General features: G+C 52.3%; 25 protein-coding genes and 2 pseudogenes. 4 read left to right on the top strand and 23 right to left on the bottom strand.

Annotated elements, in window-relative coordinates; genetic code table 11:
- Positions 1 to 23 precede the first annotated feature (23 nt).
- The 6 genes from DAQ1742_RS11650 to DAQ1742_RS11625 form a co-directional block, all read right to left on the bottom strand.
- A complete protein-coding gene (locus DAQ1742_RS11650; protein ID WP_035341450.1) occupies positions 24 to 314 on the bottom strand; it encodes a phage tail assembly protein in 291 nt (96 codons plus the stop codon).
- Positions 315 to 387: 73 nt separating this feature from the next.
- A complete protein-coding gene (locus DAQ1742_RS11645; protein ID WP_035341452.1) occupies positions 388 to 906 on the bottom strand; it encodes a phage major tail tube protein in 519 nt (172 codons plus the stop codon).
- 14 nt (positions 907 to 920) lie between these two features.
- Positions 921 to 2,090, bottom strand: a complete 1,170-nt coding sequence (locus DAQ1742_RS11640) for a phage tail sheath protein (RefSeq protein ID WP_035341454.1) — start codon at positions 2,088 to 2,090, stop codon at positions 921 to 923.
- A 236-nt stretch (positions 2,091 to 2,326) separates the two neighbouring features.
- Entirely contained in the window at positions 2,327 to 2,938 is a 612-nt protein-coding gene (locus DAQ1742_RS11635; RefSeq protein WP_035341456.1) for a tail fiber assembly protein, read from the bottom strand.
- Positions 2,939 to 2,940: 2 nt separating this feature from the next.
- A complete protein-coding gene (locus DAQ1742_RS11630) occupies positions 2,941 to 3,579 on the bottom strand; it encodes a phage tail protein (protein ID WP_035341458.1) in 639 nt (212 codons plus the stop codon).
- A gap of 163 nt (positions 3,580 to 3,742) precedes the next feature.
- Positions 3,743 to 4,297 (bottom strand): recombinase family protein, encoded by a 555-nt coding sequence (locus DAQ1742_RS11625; RefSeq protein WP_035341460.1) that lies wholly within the window; start codon positions 4,295 to 4,297, stop codon positions 3,743 to 3,745.
- On the opposite strand from DAQ1742_RS11625, the gene DAQ1742_RS20885 reads away from it, so the two are divergent.
- Positions 4,234 to 4,617, top strand: coding sequence for a phage tail protein (locus tag DAQ1742_RS20885; protein ID WP_408609408.1), 384 nt, complete (start codon positions 4,234 to 4,236; stop codon positions 4,615 to 4,617). The genes DAQ1742_RS11625 and DAQ1742_RS20885 overlap by 64 nt on opposite strands.
- A gap of 134 nt (positions 4,618 to 4,751) precedes the next feature.
- On the opposite strand, the gene DAQ1742_RS20595 is transcribed toward DAQ1742_RS20885, so the two are convergent.
- The gene (locus DAQ1742_RS20595) at positions 4,752 to 4,937 is read right to left on the bottom strand and encodes a hypothetical protein (RefSeq protein WP_232046462.1); all 186 of its coding nucleotides are present in this window, start codon (positions 4,935 to 4,937) and stop codon (positions 4,752 to 4,754) included.
- A gap of 113 nt (positions 4,938 to 5,050) precedes the next feature.
- On the opposite strand from DAQ1742_RS20595, the gene smrA reads away from it, so the two are divergent.
- Entirely contained in the window at positions 5,051 to 5,617 is a 567-nt protein-coding gene (smrA, locus tag DAQ1742_RS11615) for a DNA endonuclease SmrA (RefSeq protein WP_035345916.1), read from the top strand.
- A gap of 87 nt (positions 5,618 to 5,704) precedes the next feature.
- Here the strand turns inward: smrA and DAQ1742_RS11610 are convergent, their stop codons facing one another.
- The 16 genes and pseudogenes from DAQ1742_RS11610 to DAQ1742_RS11545 all read right to left on the bottom strand — a co-directional run bounded on the left by DAQ1742_RS11610 (position 5,705) and on the right by DAQ1742_RS11545 (position 17,553).
- Positions 5,705 to 7,048: an MFS transporter gene (locus tag DAQ1742_RS11610; protein ID WP_180706126.1), complete on the bottom strand. Its 1,344-nt coding sequence runs from the start codon at positions 7,046 to 7,048 to the stop codon at positions 5,705 to 5,707.
- 250 nt (positions 7,049 to 7,298) lie between these two features.
- Positions 7,299 to 7,529: a hypothetical protein gene (locus DAQ1742_RS11605; RefSeq protein ID WP_067486886.1), complete on the bottom strand. Its 231-nt coding sequence runs from the start codon at positions 7,527 to 7,529 to the stop codon at positions 7,299 to 7,301.
- Complete coding sequence (locus tag DAQ1742_RS20960) at positions 7,529 to 8,182, bottom strand: glycine-rich domain-containing protein (RefSeq protein WP_456298326.1); 654 nt, start codon at positions 8,180 to 8,182, stop codon at positions 7,529 to 7,531. The genes DAQ1742_RS11605 and DAQ1742_RS20960 overlap by 1 nt, the downstream gene beginning before the upstream one ends.
- A 50-nt stretch (positions 8,183 to 8,232) precedes the next feature.
- A pseudogene (locus DAQ1742_RS20585) lies at positions 8,233 to 8,952 on the bottom strand (phage tail protein); the annotation flags it as partial.
- A gap of 227 nt (positions 8,953 to 9,179) precedes the next feature.
- Positions 9,180 to 9,794, bottom strand: a complete 615-nt coding sequence (locus DAQ1742_RS20580; RefSeq protein ID WP_067486889.1) for a phage tail protein I — start codon at positions 9,792 to 9,794, stop codon at positions 9,180 to 9,182.
- Positions 9,787 to 10,694, bottom strand: a pseudogene (locus tag DAQ1742_RS20575) (baseplate assembly protein). The gene DAQ1742_RS20580 and the pseudogene DAQ1742_RS20575 overlap by 8 nt, the downstream one beginning before the upstream one ends.
- 4 nt (positions 10,695 to 10,698) lie before the next feature.
- Positions 10,699 to 11,049, bottom strand: a complete 351-nt coding sequence (locus tag DAQ1742_RS11590; protein ID WP_035341468.1) for a GPW/gp25 family protein — start codon at positions 11,047 to 11,049, stop codon at positions 10,699 to 10,701.
- Positions 11,046 to 11,672 (bottom strand): phage baseplate assembly protein V, encoded by a 627-nt coding sequence (locus DAQ1742_RS11585; protein WP_035345922.1) that lies wholly within the window; start codon positions 11,670 to 11,672, stop codon positions 11,046 to 11,048. The genes DAQ1742_RS11590 and DAQ1742_RS11585 overlap by 4 nt, the downstream gene beginning before the upstream one ends.
- Positions 11,673 to 11,858: 186 nt before the next feature.
- Positions 11,859 to 12,320 carry a phage tail protein gene (locus DAQ1742_RS11580; RefSeq protein WP_035341470.1) on the bottom strand — a complete coding sequence of 154 codons (462 nt, stop codon included), beginning with the start codon at positions 12,318 to 12,320 and terminating at the stop codon, positions 11,859 to 11,861.
- A gap of 65 nt (positions 12,321 to 12,385) precedes the next feature.
- Entirely contained in the window at positions 12,386 to 12,589 is a 204-nt protein-coding gene (locus DAQ1742_RS11575) for a tail protein X (protein ID WP_035341472.1), read from the bottom strand.
- Between the two features lie 834 nt (positions 12,590 to 13,423).
- Positions 13,424 to 13,645, bottom strand: coding sequence for a hypothetical protein (locus tag DAQ1742_RS11570; RefSeq protein WP_035341474.1), 222 nt, complete (start codon positions 13,643 to 13,645; stop codon positions 13,424 to 13,426).
- A 45-nt stretch (positions 13,646 to 13,690) separates the two neighbouring features.
- Positions 13,691 to 15,847 carry a replication endonuclease gene (locus DAQ1742_RS11565; protein ID WP_408609407.1) on the bottom strand — a complete coding sequence of 719 codons (2,157 nt, stop codon included), beginning with the start codon at positions 15,845 to 15,847 and terminating at the stop codon, positions 13,691 to 13,693.
- 151 nt (positions 15,848 to 15,998) lie between these two features.
- A complete protein-coding gene (locus DAQ1742_RS11560; RefSeq protein ID WP_035341477.1) occupies positions 15,999 to 16,223 on the bottom strand; it encodes a TraR/DksA family transcriptional regulator in 225 nt (74 codons plus the stop codon).
- On the bottom strand, positions 16,223 to 16,411 hold the full coding sequence (locus tag DAQ1742_RS11555; RefSeq protein ID WP_035341480.1) for a DUF2732 family protein: 189 nt from the start codon (positions 16,409 to 16,411) through the stop codon (positions 16,223 to 16,225). The genes DAQ1742_RS11560 and DAQ1742_RS11555 overlap by 1 nt, the downstream gene beginning before the upstream one ends.
- A 159-nt stretch (positions 16,412 to 16,570) precedes the next feature.
- Positions 16,571 to 17,080: a hypothetical protein gene (locus DAQ1742_RS11550; protein WP_035341483.1), complete on the bottom strand. Its 510-nt coding sequence runs from the start codon at positions 17,078 to 17,080 to the stop codon at positions 16,571 to 16,573.
- Positions 17,077 to 17,553 carry a hypothetical protein gene (locus DAQ1742_RS11545; RefSeq protein WP_035341485.1) on the bottom strand — a complete coding sequence of 159 codons (477 nt, stop codon included), beginning with the start codon at positions 17,551 to 17,553 and terminating at the stop codon, positions 17,077 to 17,079. The genes DAQ1742_RS11550 and DAQ1742_RS11545 overlap by 4 nt, the downstream gene beginning before the upstream one ends.
- A gap of 123 nt (positions 17,554 to 17,676) precedes the next feature.
- Between DAQ1742_RS11545 and DAQ1742_RS11540 the strand changes: the two genes are divergently transcribed.
- Positions 17,677 to 18,519 (top strand): phage repressor protein CI, encoded by an 843-nt coding sequence (locus DAQ1742_RS11540; RefSeq protein ID WP_035341487.1) that lies wholly within the window; start codon positions 17,677 to 17,679, stop codon positions 18,517 to 18,519.
- A 642-nt stretch (positions 18,520 to 19,161) separates the two neighbouring features.
- Positions 19,162 to 21,183, top strand: coding sequence for a methyl-accepting chemotaxis protein (locus tag DAQ1742_RS11535; protein WP_180706122.1), 2,022 nt, complete (start codon positions 19,162 to 19,164; stop codon positions 21,181 to 21,183).
- Positions 21,184 to 21,220 lie beyond the last annotated feature (37 nt).

Genomic DNA, 21,220 nt, shown 5'->3' with positions numbered 1-21,220 from the left:
AACGGTGAGGCCCTTCGGCAACGTTACCGTGCCGAGTTCGGAGCCAAAAAACCGATCACCTTACCGGCGAACAGCAGTAGATCCGACAGATCCAGTGCAGCAACATCGGCCTCGGTAAGAGAAGGGTAGGTCATGCGTGGTAGCACTTTTATCAATGCTTCAACGTCAGCATTTGCCAGCGCAGCCAGGCCGATGCCTCGCAAAGTGCCAGCGGTTGGCTTAATCACAGTAATAGTTTCGAGCAGAGTTTCACCTCGTTTAACCGGGGTGCTCAGGGTTATCACGTTGTCTTGTACAATTGCGTCAGCCGTCATAATAAAAACTCCTGTTTAAGGGGGAAACAGGCCAGCCTTGGCTGGCCAAAAAGGGTGAGATCGATTAGACCGATTACAGGCCGATATTACGGCGGTGCTGTGCCAGACGGTCAACGCCGTTGACTTTTTCAATCATGTTAATGGTGTCGATTTCGATCATTTCGACGCCATCAATAATCAGTTTGTAGTAAGTGCACTGGGTGGAAATTTTCACTTCAGTCTCTTCACCCTGCTTGGACTCGCCACTGTCGATAGACTTGTGACGACCACGCAGTACGATTTCAACGGCAGTGACATCACCGGTGTCATCGCGCTGGTAAGAACCGGCAAAGCGCAACGGAACTGCATCAGCGCCCGGCAGGGCATACTGGCTCCAGAAAGTGGTATCCGGCAGACCGCCCATGCTCCACTCCAGCATCAGTGCTTCATCGTCCAGACCGAAGTCTACCGGTGCGGCGCCATGCATACCGCCGCCACGGTAGTTTTCCAGTTTGCGGGTCAGTTTCGGCAGGGTGACAGAGTGCACCTGGCCCATGTAGCTCATACCGTCGTTGAACAGGTTGAGGTATTTAAGTTTGCGTGGCAGTGCCATGAGTCAGTCGCTCCTTAGCTTTTAACGGATGCGGCCAGGTTCACCAGATACTTGTCGGTGATGCGCTGACGCAGCGTGAGGTTTTCCAGTGGCGGCACCGGGGTATATTCGTAATCGATATACAATTTGCCGGCCTTCAGCGTGTCTTTATCGTTGGCGTTTTCATCGAACCAGCAGTCTGCATCGATGATGTAGCCGTTGGATTTCAGTTCGCGGAATTTGGCTTTAATGCCTTCAACGATGTCACGGATAAGCGTTGCGCTTACCGGTTTGTCCACCGCCCACATGTGGGCTTCGGCCATGGTGTCAGCCAGTACCTGGGCAGTACGGGTGTAGTTTTCAAACAAGAACAGCGGATCGCTGGAGCAGGTGCGGTTGCCCCAGAAGCGGAAACCGTCTTTACGTACCAGCGTGGTGACGCCCGCTTCGTTGAGCAAGTCAGCGTCGCTGCCGATGGTTTGCAGATCCCAGTACACGCTGGCAGAAATGCCGGTGACACCGTTCACGCCGACGTTAGACAGGGTTTTGTGCCAGCCGGTTTCCTGGTCGATTTTGGCACGCAGGCCCAGTGCACGAGCGGTCGCGTATGCGGTGTTACTGGCATTGGCCGCGGTATCCCAGGCGATAAAATCAGGCCAAATCACCATCAGTTCACGCTGGCTGAAGTTGCCACGGTATTTGATGGCATCAGACTGCGTTTTACAGCCATACGCACTGACGTAGCCAAATGCACGCAGTGACTGGCAGATGGAGGCCAGTGCGGTCGCAACTGGCAGTGAGTCCAGACCGGGAACGCCCAGAATCCGAGGTTTCACGCCCGTGACTGCCTGCGCATCCAGCAGCGCTTTCAGGCCGGTATATTTTCCGTTGGCATCGGCACCGCCGATGATGTTGGACACGGTTTCAGCTTCGTTCGCGCCGGTGGCAACGCGCACAACCACCGTTACCGGTTTGGTTTGGTCGCCGATAGCTTGCAGCGCAGCGGCCAGCGTACCGGTTTTACCTGCTTTACCAACGGCGGCCAGTACATCGGTAATCAGTACAGGGGTGTTAAGTGGAAAAGTGGTGGCGTCTGCGTCCGGTGCGGTGCAAACCATACCGACGATCGCCGTTGATACTGTTGAAATGACGCGGGTTCCGTCGTTGATTTCGACGACCTGCGTACCGTGATGATAATCACTCATCAAGAATGTCTCCTGTTGTGGGGTGCGAGTCATAGTGCCTTGTTGCGAAACAGAAGGCATGCGAATGGGGTTTGCTATCCGATGGCACAACAGACATGAACAGTTATTTTTTTTATTTTCAAATAAAACAATGGGTTGTGGTTTTTTTCGGTATCACAGGCGGGGAATACAATAAAAAAACGGATGCCGCGCATCAGGCAACGGCATCCGTGGAGGAGGGGGAAACGCAGAGGTTATCAGGCAGGCATGGCAGGCCAGTCAATGTCCGGTGCGTTTGAGACATCAATCCGGTTTAGCTGAACCCGATAGGTTTTCCAGGCTTTCAGTGCAGCGGTTTCTTGCTCGGTGGCGATATTCAGATCAACCGCATCCTGCAATACGACCAGTTGCTGCTGCGCACGGGCAAGGTACTCACTGCGTTGAGCGCTGGCGGCGTTAACCTGTAGCGCCTGCATGGCCTTGGTATCTGTTTGCCACTGTTCACCTTGCCAGACATCACACTCGGTTTGCGGCACCAACAGTGTCAGGTTATCCGCTAATGCACCCGGTTGAGTGAGGGGAGTGGCCTGACGCGTTTGTTTGTCATAGGCTGTGCGACCACGGTAATCCACCACGCTGTCCCAGCCCAGGCCATCCTGACTGCGCACGATAGCCTGCTCTGGCGTGGCATCCGGCGGTGCATCGGCAAAACTGTGTGCCGGGATACCGACCCCCTCCATCAGGTATTCACGGCTGCTGCCGATATATTCGCGCGTTTGTGGGTCAATGTGGTAGACCTGAAAATACCCGGCATGGGTACTCAGCCCCTGTTCATTAAGTTCGGTGGTATTGCCATTAGGTATTGTCATAATTAGCCTGCTTTGACGATATAGCTAAAGGCGACATTGCGCGGGCGGTTTTCAGCAGCAGTAGGAACGACGCGAGAGGCATCAAAAATGGCAGGTGCCCATGCATTCGCTACATTGCTGTTAGTCCATGACCCGTTATTTTTGGTGTCTTTTACTATTGCCTTGAGGTCGTAATACAGTGCGCCGCTGAAATAGCTTTCATTGAGCGGGCCGTCAGCATCCACCCCGTAATACAGATTGCCTGTGATATTACGAATCGCATCCGTTTGTTCAGATAAGAGCTGACGATCAGCATCTATACTTCGTGCGTCATCCCAGCCACGAATAAACTCACCGCGTAAATCGGGTAATTTTCCGGTGGGGTAGAGTTTCGCCAGCTGTGGATATTTTGCAGTATCAAAGGCCTGGCCATTACATTTCAGCCAGCCTTCCGGCGCGTCTGCCAGCGGCCAGGGTTGCGGCATACCGATAAGATCTTTCAGGCTTTCAACCGGTGTTACCGGGGCTGGCGTCACCGCGTTATCATCCTGACACTTGCAGCAGGCAAGTGATACGGTGCCAATATGGATGTGGTTATCTTTATACAGGCTCTCTTTACCGAGGGTTAAATTGAGCGAGCGAGGGGAGTGGTATTTTTTCATATTTTCTCTCTTGGTTAATTAACCCGACATGGGTGTGTTTTACCTCGCTATTCTTTCGTGAAAATACCTATAACTCATTATAAGGTTGTTGTATCAGGCAGGAGTGACGTTATTTTTAATATCCAAATAAAGGTGATATTTTAGCCGGAAATATAATTTCCGTCTAAATATTCCCCACCGGAAAATATTTATAAATGGTTTTTTCTGATACACCAATAATATTAGCGATTTGCCAGCGAGTGGCACCGTTATCCAGCAGCATTTTGGCCCGTTCAAGGGTTTCAGGCGTCATAATACGCCGCCTGCCGCCAATACGGCCTGCTGCCCTGGCTGCGGCCAGCCCGGCACGGGTGCGCTCGACAATCAGCTCACGTTCCATTTCTGCCAGCGCACTCATCACATGGAAAAAGAAGCGCCCGGCGGGTGTTGAGGTATCAATGGCATCTGTGAGGCTGCGAAAATGAATGCCTCTGGCTTGCAAGTCCGACACCATGGTTATCAAATCACGCACGCTGCGCCCGAGCCGGTCGAGCTTCCAGACGATAAATGTATCTCCGGGTTTGAGTTTGCGCATTGCCCGTTTAAGGCCGGGCCGACGCGCGTGTTTGCCGCTGGCCTGGTCTTCAAAAATCAGCTCACATTTTGCGCTGATTAATGCATTTTTCTGTAATTCAGTATTTTGATCGCTGGTGGAGACCCTGGCATAACCAATCAACATTCTCTAACCTCCTGAAAAAACTGATTGTATTTCTCTGTTTGTGTTCTCGCAAACCTGGGTTTAAGCGATGTATTAAAAACAGGGGATTTGGCCGGTATCCCGTTACCGTGGCCACAGGCAACCCCGCCGCCGGTTGGTTGAAATGTAATGGTCAAGCGTTTGATAAAACCCTTTATCCGAAATTGGCACGGGCCTATCCTGCTGGCGTGCTGCCAGACCTGCGAGGAGAATTTATTCGTGGCTGGGATGATGGGCGCGGTGTGGATGCGGGGCGGGTGTATTATCCGCACAAAAAGCGACCCATTTGCGTACGGCAATGATGGATTACAATGGCTCTGATATACATGGCTCGAACGTTTCTATCGGTATGCCATTTTCAGAGCCAGACAGTATGGCTACAGGTTTTTCTCCCAATAATAGCAAGTGTTATGCTCCCAATTCTTTGGATATAACATCAACGGTATCTGTCGATAATGGCGTTTCTGGCACCTCTAACAATATGGTCTTTAATAGTGACAAACCGAATTGGATCAGCATTCGCCCCCGCAACATCGCCTTTAGCTACATCGTAAAGGCTGCCTGAGTCTTCAGGTGAGTTGAGGTCACAAGGCATACCGATTAGCCTATCAATATTACTCACCCCATACACCATGAGCGCTCCCCATCGTGTATGGGTATTGGCTGAAAGCGAGGTGATATTTTTTGTGGCCCTCGTTATAGTAGCGGCAGGTTGCCCCACGCAGGAGAGACATGATGCTTCCAGAAGAAAAAGCCCTGTTTATGAATGAGATGGGTGATGTCAAACCGCTGAAACCGTCCGTCACCGTTATGCACCTTAAACCCGCCACTGCAAACGCACAGGTGCATCGTGTGCCAGAGCCGGAGCCAGACAATGTTTTGATTACCGGATTTCTCGACCTGTTTTCATGTGATACGCCGCTGGAGTTCAAGCGAGAAGGTGTGCAGCAAGGTGTGGTGGATAAACTGCGCCAGGGAAAATACACGCTGGATGCCAGCCTCAATTTGTTGCGAAAACCGGTTGCAGATTGCAGACAATTGTTATTTACGTTCATGCGACAGGCGCAGCATGATAGTTTACGTAATCTTTTGATTATTCATGGTAAAAGTAGTCGTGATAATGCGCATAACAACGTGGTGCGCAATTATTTGTTCCGCTGGCTGCAACAGTTTGACACGGTGCAGGCGTTTTGCCCGGCACAGCCGTTTCACGGCGGGTCTGGCGCGTGCTATGTGTCGCTGCGAAAATCGGAGCAGGCGAAGCTTGAAAACCGTGAACGACATGCCAGGCGATGTCGCTGATATGCTTAATCGTTGATTGTCTCAACGCGCCCGGCCTGGCCGGGCGTTTACTTAACAGCAGAGGAATACGATACCGTTGCGGCAGTATCAAGCCAGCCCGGTAACAGGCCGTGAGTGATAGCCAAACTGGCCTTTTGCTAAAATCATCAACGCGGTCAACAAGGCAGGGATTGCCAGAACGGCAAACAGCGTGGTTAACCCCCAGCCCATACTGACGACCTGAGCCCCGACAAAAGCACTCATGATAGCGCCCATACGTCCGATGCCATGCATCCAACCTGACCCGGTGGCCCGCGCAGATGTTGGATAATAACGTGCGGATAACGCATTCATGCCTGTGTTTGCGCCGTTGAGGCAAAAGCCGCTGCTAAACGCAACCAGCGCCAGTAACACGAAATAATCATGCGTAACGCCAATCATGGCGGTGGCAACACCGCCTGTGGCATAAATTATTCCCAGGGCCCAATGCGGGTTCACCTTATCCATCAGCCAGCCCGCAAACAGTGAGCCAAACGTGCCACCGGCTTGATACAATGCCGTAATTATCGTTGCCTGGGTGACACTCATTCCTGCGTCTTTGATAACGGTAGGTAACCAGCTTCCCAGCAGATACACCATAAATAAACCCGCAAAAATAGCCGCCCACAGCATAAAACTGCCGAAACGATAAGGACGCGACAGCACCAGTTGCATGGCAAAAGCGGCTTCTTTACGCGTGGCAGGCATCACAAATTGACTATCAGGCAGGCTGGCTCCCGGCGCGACCTTGTTGATAATCGCATGAATTTCGGCAGAAGAGGCGCGTTTGCTGACCAGAAATTGTACTGATTCCGGCAATCTGGCCCATAAAAAAGGCAACAACAGTAAGGGTAATATTCCCCCCATCAGTAATACGGAATGCCAGCCCCAGTTTGGGATCATCCATGAAGCCGCAAAACCGCCGCTTGCCGCGCCAAAGCTGAAGCCGCAAAACACGACCGTGATGATAAAAGAGCGTTTTTTCTCCGGTGCAAATTCGGATACCAGTGTGCCGACGTTCGGCATCGCCGCACCCAGCCCAAGACCGGTCAGAAAACGAAACATCACCATGTGGTGCACATTCTGTGAAAATGCAGCCAGTAGAGTCCACAGACCGAACAACAGCACGCTGGCGATAATAATCATTTTGCGCCCGCGCCAGTCCGCCAGTGGCCCGGAAACCATGGCACCGATAGCCAGGCCAATGAGCGCGGCACTGATAACCACCGCCAGCTCTGCATTACCCGATCCCCAGGCCGCTTTAAGCGACGGGGCGATAAACCCCATAATGGCAATGTCCATGCCATCCAGCGCAATAATACAAAAGCAAAGAAAAATAATCAGTTTCTGGTAAGCCCCGACCGGGCGCAGATTAATCAACTGGCGTACATCAATTGCGCTATCACCTGCCACGCTGTTACTCCCATCAAGCCATCAATGTTCAAAATGGCTTACACTGTAAACAATTATTTCCGATGGGGAAATACTTTGGCTAAATAATTATAGCGAAAGATGTTTCACCGGCATGGGGCCAATGCAACAGAGAGGGGGATATCCGGTGAGAAGGCGAAACCCGTGGCAGGCATGACGAGAGAGAAAAAACAGCCTGAAGGTCAACTCCAGACTGTTGTTCTGACAGAATCAGAGTCCCGAAAAGAGAACGCTATTGTGCAAAGCCGTTCAATGGGAATGGTGGGGTTCGGTAATCCGTGGTGTAAGCCGCATCACCGTAAAATTTGCCATCAGTTGGATTGTAATATGCGCCAGGCTGTGCCGGGTTTTCCTCGCTGATTTCAATCAGATAATAACCTTGTATCGTAAAATTTTCATCGGCAACAAGGGTATTTTCCACATAGTAGCTGCCATTTTTTATCAGGGCGTATTTTTTGATCATTATGAATACTCATGAATAATAACAATGCCATCAGCACCAGCACCTGAGGGTTTGGCTGATGTATTAACTGTACCGCCGGGTGCGCTGCATGTTCCGCCGCCACCAGCTCCTGGCCCCGCGATTGCACCATTACTTCCAGAATCTGCATTACCGGTCATCATGCCATTTCCCGAGAAGTGACTGGCACCGCCATATCCACCTAATTGACCAGACGGCCCCAGATACCCCCAGCCACCATAATGTCCATTTTTTGCCGTAATTAGTACATACCCTGTTTCGGGTGCAAAAATGCCTCTACCTGGATTACCCGGAAAAGATACGGTACTTGGGCCATTAACTGCATAGAACTGCTGTGACAAATAACAAATGTTACCTGTGGCTCCACCTGTAGCAGCTTGCTTACCAAACCAAGAGATCCCACCTGCATTACCATTTGATCCTGTAACGGATGCGCCGCCAGCGCCAATAGTGATCGTAGTGTTTTTGAGGGTGATTTGTTTAAGATCAACTAAAAATTTCAGATAGCCACCGCCACCGCCACCGCCGCCTGAGGCGGTATAGGTGTCGGCATTAACCGTTGGCGCACTGGCACCGCTCGCTCCCCTCCGACCATTTCGACAATGATTTTTTGCGTGCCTGGACTCGAGGTATATTGGCCGGAAGCGGTGTATTTAATGGTCTGTAAATAGCGCCCGGCGAACTTGTCGCTTAAACCCAGGTTTGCGAGAAATGCGGTTTTATCGACGATATCCGCACCGTTTTGCTCTTTAGTCAGCGCGGTATTTTTGACAAACGCGGTTGTGGCCAACTGGGTTGAGTTACTGCTTTTATCGGCGGTTGGCGCAGTAGGCGTGCCGGTCAGTGCGGGGCTAAGCAGTGGCGCATACTGTGGGTGAGGGTTGGTCGCTGCAAGGTGATCGGTGAGTTTGCTGTCGGTATAGGCTTTGACCTCGATAGTTTTATCATCAACATATTTACGCGTTGCCAGCACCACCGCGGGGTCAATTTTTAGCGTGACGGTATCGGCATTGTTGACTATCAAAATCATACGAACGGTTTGCACCCGGCCGGAGCCTTCCTGCATTTGCGGTTTGTACGTTTCCGCACAGTTTGCCACCGCCACCATATCGCCATCGCTGTCATACAGACCAATTTCCCGAATCCACCAGCCGCCCTCGTTTTCAGGGATAACCTGCTCAGCGATGATTTGGTTAGTATTTTTGGGGTCGATACTCAAGGCATTGAGCGGAGCACGGCGTTTTTCATTGACCAGACTGGTCTGGCTGGGTGATGGCGTTGGCAGGCTGCCACCTCCATCACCGATGGCCATCTGCGTAATCGTCAGATGGCCACCTAGCGCGGTGGCATTCGCCAGCTTTGCCGCGCCGGTGTTAGTCAGTAAAGCAAAGTATTTTGTACTCATGCAGATTACTCATATGGTTAACAAGATAGGATGCTGTCAGGCAGCATCAGGAAGCCGGGTTCATGACCGATATTGGCCGCACGGTGAACCGGCTGTGGTTGGGTTTTGTCAGTATGCGTGGGGGATAATCAGTCCGCATCTGTTCGACGTTTATACAGATTCAGGACAACAGGCGGGTTTTATGCGTAAAAAAAGCCAGCGGCGCTGGCTTGTCGGCATACATGGCGTTACCCCCCGCTGACATATAAGTCATCGATAAGGTGTACCGCTCCCCCCGTGAAGGTGTCGCCAGAAACATTAATAGTTTCAGGGAAATAGGGGTAGATGGTGAGTTCATCGCCGCTGTAAGAGCCGGCACCGAGCGAAACGCTGCCGGTGGTATCGAGATTGATGTTCAGCCCCAGTAGCTGGCGGCTGACTGGCTTGGCATCCGCAATCAGGCGCTCAAGCTCCTGAAATGACGCCTCGGTGATACCCGACTCCTGAATACCGATGTCCAGCCTGAAGGTGCCCGGCGCATCACCCGTTTGCCACCACTCTTTGATGCGAATCAGGTAGCCCAACGGTTCGACAACCCGACGAAGTGCTCCGATAGTGCCTTTGTGGCGATGAATGAAAAAAGCATCTTTGATGACTTTTCGCTTGATGGCCTCAGACCAGCTCTCGTCCCAGCGGTCAACGGAGACTGTCCAGGCCAGATACGGTAACAGTTCGACCGGGCAGTTGTCTGGGTTCCAGAGCTGTCGTAGCGGGAGCGGGAGTTGCTCCAGACTGGCTCCGGTGACGGCAACGTTATGTTCCAGCGACGAGGAGCCCGGTGGTAATAAGGGGCTTTTACTCATCCGTTCCCCCAGCGTCAAGGCATAACCGGTGCAGTATGAGGCCTGGGTATTGTCCAGAACGATATCTGCCGCCGGCCGGGTCAGTTCGACACGCTGTACCCCTTCAACATGCAAGGCGGCGTAAATCGCTGAACGGCGAATATCGCGGCCTAAGCGATGCTGACTGCTGACGTAGGTCTGGAGTTTTTTCTCGGCCGCCGCACGGATAGGTTCAGCTTCCGGCCCTGGGTAGAGATAGAGCGTGGCACTGATATCATAAGGCACTATCACTGCGGATTTGACCGTAACCCGGTCAGCGACCGGGCGTACGTCCTCGGCGTTCAGTGCCGTGTTGACGGTCGCAATCAGCGCATCACTGGCAGTACCGTCTTTTTCTCTTGATAACACCGAAACCAGCACCTGAGCCGGGCCCGGGCTGATGACTGAAATATCAGCAACCTGCCCGCTGGCGCTGCGCCCATGAAACTGATAGGCACCGATAGATCCTGCGACACTGAAGCCTTCATAGGCTTGCTGGATGCGCAAACGGAAATCGGTGTCCGATTCCAGCACCGCAGCGGTTGGCGGTAAGGTGCTGGTATCTGCCGGTGTAATAACCAAACGTGTGACGTTAACGTTAGCGCCCAACTGGTCAAGATCGTTGCCCAGGGCGAACGCCAGCATTCCGGCCTTGGCCGCTTCGTTAATGCGCTGGCGCAATAACAGCTCCCGATAGGCATTTTCCTGCAACAGCTTGACCAGTGGCTCTGACTCCAGCGTCAGGGCCCGGGCGATGGCCTCTCGCTCATCGGCGCTATAAAGAGAGAGCAACGTTTCCTTTCGGGTTGCCAGCAGGGTTTCATAATCCAGCGTTTCGACCACGCTGGGGGCGGGTAATTGACTTAAATCGATAATAGGCATGATCTCAACTCACGGGAATAGTTAATGAAAGTGGGCTGCCGCTGTCAGACAGGTAGCCGGAAATATCCACAATCAGCTGGCCGTCATAATGGCTCTCCATGGCAATTGACGTCAGCGTCAGCCGGGGTTCCCATTTCAGCAGTGCCACATAGCAGGCGGCCTGAACCTGTAATTTCAGCGCCGGCGTTTGTGGCTGGTCGATGAGTGTGGAAAGCAATGAGCCGTAATCGCGGCGCATCACCCGGCTGCCCTGTGGGGTTATCAGGATGTCACGCACGCTCTGGCGCAAATTTTCCACTTCGCTTAATTGCATACCGGTATTGCGGTTCATACCGCTGTAAGACGCACGCGTCATAGCGGCCCTCCTGTTGTATCGCCACCACCTTTCACACCACTGTGCTGATGGGTATGTACCACCACGCCGTTCGAGCTGAAACTTCCGCCGGAGTGGGTCACGCTGCCGGTGATGCTGCCACCTTGCTGCACAATCAGCTTGCCGGTACAGACCACTTCTGGTGTATCGAGCCGAATACGTTCGCTGGCCTTGATGGTGACATTACGGGTGGTAACCGAGACCGATTCGGATGCCACCACGGTGGCGGTTTTGATGCCTGTCACGGTCAGCGCGCTGGTGGCGGGTTCATATTCCAGCACTGCGCCGTCAGGAAAGTGGATGTGGCAGGCGTCTGCGGATGTTGATGGCGCGGGGTGCTGCTCGCTGTAAATACCCGGTAAGACGAATGCGCTATTCAGTTCACCTCCAATCGAAAGGATGAGTACCTGTTCACCCACCGACGGTGCCCACCATTCACGGGAACTTCCCGCACGACGAGACAGCCAGTGGAGCCATCCGGTGACGATGCCACCGGTTTGCACGCGGCAACGCGCCTGTTGGGTATCGACATCAGTGATAACGCCAATACGGATCAGGTTGCGCAGTGCGCGCTGGATTTCGGAGAGATATTCGTATGTATTCATGGTTAGAAGCATGCGTTTTCCCACAGGGGCAAACAATATTCCGGTGTTGTGCAGCGCCGGGGACAACCCTTGGCCGCGTGCTCCGGGGTGGAATGCCGGGTGGTCGATAGGTCATGTCGTTGTTAGCGTCAGCATACGGCTGCCTTGCATCGCAACTGACAACGGTAAGATGAAGCCGGTGTGGGCTTAGTTGCTGCGCCACTGGCTGACGAGTTCGCCGCCGATGTACAACGAGGTTGGCCGTGTTACCGGTTCTGGTGGTTGCGGTTCTGGCTCGTAGTTAACACGCAGTGTCTGGTTTTCTTCCCGTACACGATGACGTTCGGTCAATTTCAGTCGCACTGACAAGGAGGAAGAACCGTCCGGGTTGTGGTCGATAGTGAAACTGATACCTTGCTGGCGAATACTGTCACGCGTTAACAATTCGGGCTGGTTCTGGCGCACCCATAACAGCACGGTGACAAACAAGGTATCGGGATTGTCAGTAAAGTTGCTCAGCGTCAGCAGTAGCTGGTAACGGTACTCGAATGACAGTGAAGGTTCCTGTAACGCGGCAATTTCGCCATCCTGAATACGGAATTGAAACTGCGAGCTTAACGCAGGCAATGCTGTTGTCAGCGCGAGTTTAAGACTTTGCGGTTTTTGCATATTGTGGTTCCCGGTGTAATAAAAAGCGGCACAAGCCTGGTGTGTCATGGTCAGGCCGACTGTCGCTATTCCCAGATGTTGATACTTTCCTGTGTGTCGGACACCGTGATATCCGGCAGGATAACGGCGGTGCCATGAGGCAATACCGGGCCGAAGTCAGCCAGGCCGGGATTGGATTGCAGCACCGTTTCGACTACCTCGCGTGTTTGACCGTAATAGCGGTAGCACAGCGCATCGAGGGTGTCGTCCTGATGGGCGTAAACTTTCATACAGAACCCTTATAAACAGCGCTACCCGTCACCGACGGATAACCAGTGAGGCGGTTTCGGTTATCCGTCGGATTGCGGGTATCAGCATGATGATAAAAATAGCCAGACCAGAGTCAGGCGGAATATTCACAGCCGAAAAACAGCGGGCCGGGTTTTATCATCCTGCGGCGTATTGAAGGGCTCGACAATAATGGACAGGTGGCTGACGGATGGCACAACACGATATGCCGCTTTCCAGCGGAAAGGGGAGATAACACGGGAAATGGGCAATGAGAAAAAAGGCGGGAAATAAGCGCAGGATTGTCGGGAGACAACATTTCCGTTGGTGAAAGTCATGCAACGAAATTATCGTCTGTTATTCCCGGCAATCCTGTAACGGTGCTACCGATTTTTATTTATCCTGTCGTTAATTTTAACGTGCAGAAATAGGCGGACAGAAATCCATTTTACATGGGCAGATATCCTTAATTCCGTGTTGCCGTTGCTGTGTAAAAATCATTTTAAAACAGGTTCGCACTGGGTCAGGCATGGTCTTTACATCAATGTATACATATCCTGCTGGGTATTCTTAACCTTTATTCTGTATACCTGGTTGCACTGGTGTGGGTTGCGCGATTTACGTTTGGTGACTGATAGATATCAGTGCCTGGGTATTAGCGCTAAGGTCGCTTTCCTGCAACACAAATTATTTAAGGTATAGTCTGTTAGTGTATAAAAAATTTGCTGCTGTGTATTTGTCTGGCACTGTCGCCACAGAGAATATCCATTCATTCGCCCGGCGTGTTGCGCCAGGGGCCAAAACGTTTCCTTTGGATCATCACTCATCATAATTCCTCACAACAAATGTTGTTCGAACCATGCTTTTAGCCGTTGTCCATCACCGCTGAGCGTCAGAAATTGAAAGTAATCCTCTGTGGTCAGTTCACCGTGAGACAAGTCGGCGATTAACGACATGGCTATCTTCATTTCATCAGGGTTGCATTGTGATATCAAAGACATATCAGCAATTAATCTAATCCTTGACAAGGTCAGGTCTCTGTTTTCAGTCTGTTCCACGGTACCTCTTCCATTGTGAGACTGTATTTATATACAGTATTTTATTCAGTAGTCTTCGTCAACCCATAAGTGCAGAACCTGTGACGCTATCATGCGCTTTTCATCAAAAGCGGATATAGCTTTATTCCTAAATTCATCAAGCAGTTGACCATTAATTTTTACCTGAGCCCCCCGTGCCAGCGCCTCGCGTTCAACGCGCGATGTTTCAATGCCATCACGGCTCAGGCGCGGGCGCAACGAGGCCAGATAATCGCGCTGAGAATAGGTTAAGCGGGCTGAAGGATGACGAGGCGTATCGCTAAATGCACACACAGGTTCCGGTGTGTTTCCACAGTTATTGACAGAACTCCAAGGGCGAGCGGTGTGTGACGGTAATGTCGGTTGGCTATCAGCCTTTTTCGCCACAATGCGCCATTCGTCCGGCCGGGTGGTGAAAAGCCGCTCGCTGCCTGCCTTGGCAGAGCGAATGCCAACAGTGCGTACCTGTGGTTCATCATAAGCATTCAGGCGATCGCTGGTTGCCCGGGCAATCCGTACTGATTGCTGTTTTCGGGAAACGTTGGCTCCGCCCTGTGCCTCAATGTAACCGGCAAAGTCACCCTGGTCGGCGGCCAGCCTCACGGCTTCAGCATGCTCACCTAACTCCTCTTTGATGGAGCGGCTGCGAATGCGTCGGCATTCGCGATAAACGCCAATCCCCGGCAGGCCAATAAAATGGAACTGAGGGATACGCCAGAGCGAAGCCCAGGCGCAGGCGCTGGCAGCCATTTCACGCAGTGGTTTACCGGTTTCATTATCCTTTTCGCCATCCAGCGCGTAGCCGTCAATATTCTTGGCGATATATTTTGCGATGTAAGCCGTTGCGCCGCCGCGATTGATATGCTTGCAGTCGAACTGGCGGCTGGCGTGTGGTGCGAGAGCATTCTTCCCCTGGCTGTAACGCCGCACGATATCGATAACCGATTGCCGCTGTGCCCGCTCGCAGTAAAGCATCAGGTGCCAGTGCGGCGTACCATCGTGATGCGGCTCCACCACGCGTAGCCCGTAAACCTGTAGGGCGTTGTCTTTAAAGGCGGTACGCATTTTCCCCCACTGCCTGACCAGGTAGTGTTGGGCCCATTTTGGGGTAGGGCAGTCAGGTAACCAGCGGGGATTCGGCAATACCTGCCGTTCACCGTGGATGCGTGTCGGGTGGAAGTGGCCGGGCGCGGTGATCGTTATCAGCATACCGATATGATGGTGCTGGATAGCGTAGTGCTCGATACCCGCCAGCATGGTCATTAATTCCATCCGCCGAATCGCCGGGTTGGCAATGCTCGCCATAACGGTATCATGCAAGTCAAGGCGTTCACCACTGCGTACATTTTCCAGCTCACGGCTTTGCAGAAAATCTTGTGTGGCCAGGCGACGAGCATGAATTTCCAGCATCGCCTGACGGCTCAGGCATGGCGTCGCCGCCCGGCTGACCTCGCCACTGGCTATCCACAACGCTTCACGCCAGCGGCTGCGCTGAATTTTTAGCTGGCGCTCCCACCACTTTGCGTTAACCAGCCTGACGAGGCCCGCAAAAGCCTGCTGGAGCGTTAGCGTGCGGCTGTGCAGCCTCTGCCAGTGCAGTGGCGTGACGTGTAAGGCGTGTGCCTGTGTGGCCAGTTGGCTGTAGAGTTGTGACTGGATATCCTCACGCAGTAATGTCGCCTGACCGGCCAGCGGGTGCGCGTCGCAACGGGCGTTATAGGCATCAAGCATGTGTGCGGCAATTCTTGCAGCAAAACGGGTCAGCCGTTTGTCTGGCATCTCGGGCAACTGGTTATAGTCTTCACTTTCGCCAAGCCATGCCGGGCAACGTGCCGTATTCAGTTGGTGTTGGGCGATAACGGTTTCAATGCGCGGTAATAAGCGTCGTGCCACGACTGCCAGCAGGTAGTGAAAGGCGGCATACAGGCCGCGCTGTTGCCGGAGATAGTCAAATCGGCGACGAAAATGTTGGGCCAGAAAGCGTGGTAATTGCGCCAGTCGATACAACACCGCTTGCCCTTGTTGCAGCATCGGTGCTGACACCTGCACGGACTCTGCGGCAATCGCCGGACGTGGCACATTCCAGTCGTAGGCCCAGTGTGGTTCTTCGCGAGCGTTTTGGCGGTCTGACTTGCCGGCATTGAAGTGGGATTGCATGTTATTTGCCAAAAGCGAGTGTGTCATGGTTTGCCGCAGCGTGGGGAATGAAAGCGTGTGAGTGGGTAACTAAAGTCATTAACTGAGCACCGCCGTGGTTAAACAAAAAACGCATCACGCATGGAAAAAGGTAAATACCGCTGCGCCAGGTCGGCTATGGCCCGGCGCAGCCGGTCTGTCACAATGCCGGACGATAGTGACGTTGCTGATGTTCGCGAATTTCCTGACAGGTGACGCAACAAACCACGCCGGGGATGGCCTGACGACGGGCTTCTGGAATCGGTGCATCACAATCCTCACAGACATGGGCGGTGGTGACAGACACGGTTTTGCGCGCCTTGGCAATTTGTGCATCCAGCAATAGCGCCTGCTGTTCCTGAGAGATATCCATGCTGTCGGCCATCAGTGCGTCTCCCACAGGTGGTGGCGGATTTTTTCTGCTTCTTGTTCTAACAAGGCGACCAGCTCGTCGGCAGACAGATTTTCCTGCCCGGCGTGCTGCGCCAGACGCTCCAGATGTTCGCTGTAGCGGCAGGCCAGTGCCTGCTCGGTGTCACGGATTAACAATGTGTGGTTAAGGTTGTTTTTCATACATTTTCCTGTGTCGGAGGTGCGAGTATCCCGGCAGCCTGATGGCCGCCTGTTGCACGCGTTATGTGAATCAAAAATGTGCGGTCACTGCCCCATTGCCGGTAACGTGCGCGCAGAGGCCTCGCTATCCACCGCGTACGGCGTGATACCGCCTGCGGGTTATAGGGATAAGTAGTGTTCAGGCCGGACGCTGGTCAGCACGTCAGGCGCATCGGCAAACAAGCCGTTTAACTCATCCAGGGCTCTGACCAGCGGGCCTGACCAAAGGCAGTCCTGTTCCTCAAGCCGCCTGAGCGGTTGGTCAAACTCCCGTGTGCTGAGGCCAGCATGGAAGAACAGCGTGCGGCGCTCGCTCAGGCGAAGTGCGCGTACTGATGCAAACAGTGACGCTGGCTTTTCATCCGAGCAGAACGCATGGCGAAGCTCGTTCATGGCGTTGACCAGACGCTCGCGCGCCATCTCATCCATTTCATCAAGCTGATAAGTACACCAGCGCTGGTGCAAGGCGGCATGAAAACACAGTGTGCGCCGGTAACGCTCCGATAACTGCTGATAAAAACCCCGAGTCTGCGCCCAGCGTGAATCCGCAAAGTGTTTTCCGATCAGCGCTCGCAAATGTGGCGGTAAAGCCAGCAAGTGATCGGTGGTAAAGGCATAATGGATTTTCATCGGGGCTGACTCATCTTTACCACAGAACGGTTGTGTGGCTGCGGTTTTACGTATTGTGAAATTCGAATTTTCGAAATCAATGTTTGTGTTTCACCATACGCCATCTGTGTGCCACGGTGATGCCCGATAAGCAGACCGCGATGAGCATTGTCCGATAGTTTGGTGTGGCATAACGAAGAATCGCTGAAACTTTTTTTTGCATTTGCAAAATAATTTGACGTTTGCGTACGTATTAACATACCGCGTCTCTTTTTGTGTGGTACGTTGTTGTCGGATATACCGGTTTTTAGGCTGGCAGCAACGTGTTGATGCGCTTTCTCTTGCAAGCCGGAGAAAGCATTAGCGTGAGTGCCGGGTATAGCATAATGCGGCTGTACTCCCGCAGACTGTACGATGTTTGCCAGGGCGGCCTGCGGTGCAGGCGTAGGATTATCCTCAGAAATGAGTGATGGAATTGAAATCTCATCAGACATAAAGCAATATCTCCCCAGGCCAAGGTGTTCTATGGTGTTACATGTGCTGTGTAGACACTATAAAACACGTAACGTGTATATGTAAATACTCGTGAGGTGTTTTTGAATACAAATAGTAGTGCCGTGTCAGCGGCCTCCGTACTTGAGCGGATCATGTCAAGCTATGGAGTTAAAACTCAGAAGGAACTGAGCGAAGTAACCGATATACCGACCAATACCATCAGTAATTGGGTTCAGCGAGGGAGTGTACCGGGTAATATTGTTTTAAAATGTGCCCTTGACACCGGTGCTGATGCGGGGTGGTTAATGACAGGTGAATTCGCAAATGCGAATGTCTCGCCACCTAAAACGCCGCTGCAAGGCAAAGCGTTGTATGAGCAAATTTTGTCTTCCGGGGGTAAAGCGGTGTTACGCCGTATGCTTGATGCGTATGGCTTTAGCACACAAAAAGAGCTGGGCGACCTGTTGGGGATAGCCCCAGGAACCATCAGCACCTGGATCCGGCGCGACTTTTTTCCCGGTGATGTGGTGGTCACTTGTGCGCTGGATACCGGGGTATCGCTGGCCTGGCTGGCAACCGGTAAAGGCACTCCCCGCCAGCATGAATCAGCGCCATCAGCGCCAGATGATGACGCCATCCGGTTAATTCCGCGTTATGTGCTTAAAACCGGCAAGCTACAGTCAGCAGGTGAGTGGAAAGTGGACGCGCAGTTTATTCCGCAAGGCGTGCATACACCACAACTGGTGGAAGGCAGTGCAGCGTGCTGGCTGGTCGATACTGATGTGACCAGCATCAGTAATGGTCGCTGGCTACTGGATATTGATGGTAAAAACGATATCTATGACGTCGCGTTGCTGCCGGGGCGCAGAATGCAGGTTGATGGCGGGGGGTTACAGTTTCAATGCGGTGTGGATGAGGTTACGCCGTGTGGGGTGGTGGTACTGACAATGACGCCCAGCCTCTGAGTTTTCCCTCATGTTCCGCTTCTCTGGCAATATCAGGCATCGTGCCGGGGAAGCGGGTGGCATGTTTGGCATCGATTATCATTCTTGAGCGCGGACAGTAGCGTGATAGTACCGGCGCGCATTTTAGTTGATGTTGCCGGAAAATGTTTTTTATTTTTAGTTTTGTTGCTCATGGTCATAGGTTTTATCACTATATCTTTATATTAAATGGTATTAACCGTTGGCTGAGTTATTTGTTGAAATAACTTGTGATACCCCTCTAACTATTCAGTGTTTATTTTTTCTATTTGTAAACTACATTAAAAAGAGCGCGATACTCCGTGGTGAGTAGTGGCAGGGATAACCCGTGATAGCAAAGGCAAATGTATGCTGCTATCTCTTCTGTGCTGTGCCCGTGTTGTGGTTATGCTGTTCCGTCCCGCTTGGTATTGGGCTGCCCGCATCGGCAGGTTTTGGCTCCTTATCAGCCTTTCCTTCTGACGCTGACTGGCTAATACCGCACGTATATCCGATAGCTGAGGCATGGCAGGAAGATACATTGTCATTTTTTATGATGATATGGCGATATTTTTATCCATCATGGCTGCATGCCCGGAATAACGGCTGCGACTGAATCAAAATAGTCAAAAAACAGGTGGTGCTATGAGTATTTTGGGTGGTAAATACGAGAATATTAAGCTTGGTACAAAATTATCTCTAGGATTTGGATCGGTATTGTTATTGTCATTAATCGTATTAATTTCCGGGATATTCGGATTTCGTAGTGTTGCAAAAAATAATGATAATGCGGCGATAACTAATCAACTGAATGCGACGCTGGCCCAGGCACGCATACTGAGAGTGCAATTCCAGTTCACCCATGATTACAGCTTTATCGATAAAAATGGCGAATTACTGAATCAAATGGAGAGTATTCTCCGGCAGGCTAACGCGATTGGTGGCAGTCAAGCAATCATTAATGATCTGGAGAGCATCAGCCAGGATTTGAAAAACTACCGGGCAACGCGTGAGGCCTTTTTGGCTACCAGCAAAAAGCGTGATGCCGCTGGGCTAAAAATCAGCCAGGAGGAGAGTGAAGGGGTGCTTGCGGCGTTTTACGGCAAATGGAATAAGGCCAACGGCATTCCCGCAGATACGCAAGTGATGCTGTTTCAGTTAGGGCAGAGCATGGCGGATATTCGCGATGTCGCGCATGATTTGCTGTTGGCTCCCTCGGCTAACACACTGGCTATCACATTGAAAAGTATTGATGATGCTGAAAAACTCATCAAGGAAAGAAACGGCCAGCTCACCACTGAGATGCAAGTGTGGCTAAAAAACAGCTGGGATTATTTCCTGCAATATCGCCAGTCTGCACCGGCTTACCTTGCGGCGTTTCAGGAGGAAACCAACGCCGGTCAGGCCATGAGCGCGGCCGCCGATAAACTGAATACCGATGTTGCTGACCTGTTCAATCAACAGCTTGAGAATTCCGCGCAAACGACGCGTTCCTCTGAAGTCAAAATGCTGTTTACCAGCCTGGCGGTTATCCTGCTTGGCATTATCATGGCATGGCGTATCTCGGTACAAATCGTGACGCCGATTAAACTCGGGCTGTCTGTTGCCGAGCGGATAGCCAATGGCGATCTCTCCTCGTCTATCCACACCACGCGCCGTGATGAACTTGGCATGTTGATTACCGCCATGGCCGCCATGAATGACAAATTGCGCACCATGATCCACGACATTCGTGCAGGCGTTGGGCAGGTGGCGTTAGCATCAGCAGAAATTGCTGCCGGTAATGCCGATCTCTCCTCGCGTACCGAACAACAATCTGCCGCGGTGGTGGAAACGGCCGCCAGCATGGAGCAGTTAACCTCAACCGTAAAACAGAATTCGGAAAATGCGCATCATGCATCACAACTGGCATCGGAAGCATCACAAAATGCGATAAAAGGTGGCGATATTGTCAGTAATGTGGTGAAAACCATGGATGAAATATCCGGCAGCTCTAAACGCATTTCGGAAATTACCTCGGTCATTAACAGCATTGCCTTTCAAACCAACATTCTGGCGCTGAATGCCGCGGTAGAGGCTGCGCGTGCGGGGAGCAAGGTCCGTGGGTTTGCCGTGGTGGCCAGTGAAGTGCGTAATCTGGCCCAGCGCAGTTCACAGGCAGCGAAAGAAATTGAGGGGTTGATTCACGAGTCGGTATCCCGGGTTAACACCGGCTCTGCTCTGGTTGATGAGGCCGGTAAAACGATGCAGGATATCGTTCGTTCAGTTACCCATGTGTTTGACATCATGGGAGAAATTGCTTCTGCCTCTGATGAACAAAGCCGTGGGATCTCGCAAATCGCACAGGCGGTGTCTGAGCTTGATACGACGACGCAACAGAATGCGGCACTGGTTGAAGAGTCCTCTTCTGCTGCGAATTCACTGGAGGATCAGGCCCAGCGGCTGGCTCATACCGTATCAGTCTTCCATCTGGGAGATGATCGCCCTTCTCATCACGACCTGCATTCTCATCACGATAAGCACGGTCGCTCTGGCAGCGATGAGGCACCGCTGCTGCTGGCAAAACCCCGCGCAACGCGCAAGCCCGCGCAGAAAAAAGGCGCGCCGCACGGTGCAGGTAAAGCGGCGAAATCGCATTCGGCAGACGATGAGTGGGTAAAATTCTGACGGGCATACCGTCGGCCATTGATTGTCTGGCTACTGC

Origin of the sequence: Dickeya aquatica, from assembly GCF_900095885.1 — a bacterium.
Taxonomy (GTDB): domain Bacteria; phylum Pseudomonadota; class Gammaproteobacteria; order Enterobacterales; family Enterobacteriaceae; genus Dickeya; species Dickeya aquatica.
Note: the sequence above shows the minus strand (reverse complement) of the source record. Positions and strands in the feature narration are given on the sequence as shown.

What these genes read in the sequence shown, in the direction of transcription:
- DAQ1742_RS11635 (WP_035341456.1), bottom strand. Translation starts at nt 2,938, where the DNA reads ATGACAATACCTAATGGCAATACCACCGAACTTAATGAACAGGGGCTG.
- DAQ1742_RS11555 (WP_035341480.1), bottom strand. Translation starts at nt 16,411, where the DNA reads ATGAAAAACAACCTTAACCACACATTGTTAATCCGTGACACCGAGCAG.
- DAQ1742_RS11580 (WP_035341470.1), bottom strand. Translation starts at nt 12,320, where the DNA reads ATGCAAAAACCGCAAAGTCTTAAACTCGCGCTGACAACAGCATTGCCT.
- DAQ1742_RS11585 (WP_035345922.1), bottom strand. Translation starts at nt 11,672, where the DNA reads ATGAATACATACGAATATCTCTCCGAAATCCAGCGCGCACTGCGCAAC.
- DAQ1742_RS11630 (WP_035341458.1), bottom strand. Translation starts at nt 3,579, where the DNA reads ATGAAAAAATACCACTCCCCTCGCTCGCTCAATTTAACCCTCGGTAAA.
- DAQ1742_RS11545 (WP_035341485.1), bottom strand. Translation starts at nt 17,553, where the DNA reads ATGTCTGATGAGATTTCAATTCCATCACTCATTTCTGAGGATAATCCT.
- DAQ1742_RS11590 (WP_035341468.1), bottom strand. Translation starts at nt 11,049, where the DNA reads ATGACGCGTGCGTCTTACAGCGGTATGAACCGCAATACCGGTATGCAA.
- DAQ1742_RS20885 (WP_408609408.1), top strand. Translation starts at nt 4,234, where the DNA reads ATGCATTTTTCTGTAATTCAGTATTTTGATCGCTGGTGGAGACCCTGG.
- DAQ1742_RS11650 (WP_035341450.1), bottom strand. Translation starts at nt 314, where the DNA reads ATGACGGCTGACGCAATTGTACAAGACAACGTGATAACCCTGAGCACC.
- DAQ1742_RS11645 (WP_035341452.1), bottom strand. Translation starts at nt 906, where the DNA reads ATGGCACTGCCACGCAAACTTAAATACCTCAACCTGTTCAACGACGGT.
- DAQ1742_RS20580 (WP_067486889.1), bottom strand. Translation starts at nt 9,794, where the DNA reads ATGAGTAAAAGCCCCTTATTACCACCGGGCTCCTCGTCGCTGGAACAT.
- DAQ1742_RS11565 (WP_408609407.1), bottom strand. Translation starts at nt 15,847, where the DNA reads ATGACACACTCGCTTTTGGCAAATAACATGCAATCCCACTTCAATGCC.
- DAQ1742_RS11560 (WP_035341477.1), bottom strand. Translation starts at nt 16,223, where the DNA reads ATGGCCGACAGCATGGATATCTCTCAGGAACAGCAGGCGCTATTGCTG.
- DAQ1742_RS11535 (WP_180706122.1), top strand. Translation starts at nt 19,162, where the DNA reads ATGAGTATTTTGGGTGGTAAATACGAGAATATTAAGCTTGGTACAAAA.
- DAQ1742_RS11550 (WP_035341483.1), bottom strand. Translation starts at nt 17,080, where the DNA reads ATGAAAATCCATTATGCCTTTACCACCGATCACTTGCTGGCTTTACCG.
- DAQ1742_RS11605 (WP_067486886.1), bottom strand. Translation starts at nt 7,529, where the DNA reads ATGATCAAAAAATACGCCCTGATAAAAAATGGCAGCTACTATGTGGAA.
- smrA (WP_035345916.1), top strand. Translation starts at nt 5,051, where the DNA reads ATGCTTCCAGAAGAAAAAGCCCTGTTTATGAATGAGATGGGTGATGTC.
- DAQ1742_RS11625 (WP_035341460.1), bottom strand. Translation starts at nt 4,297, where the DNA reads ATGTTGATTGGTTATGCCAGGGTCTCCACCAGCGATCAAAATACTGAA.
- DAQ1742_RS11640 (WP_035341454.1), bottom strand. Translation starts at nt 2,090, where the DNA reads ATGAGTGATTATCATCACGGTACGCAGGTCGTCGAAATCAACGACGGA.
- DAQ1742_RS11575 (WP_035341472.1), bottom strand. Translation starts at nt 12,589, where the DNA reads ATGAAAGTTTACGCCCATCAGGACGACACCCTCGATGCGCTGTGCTAC.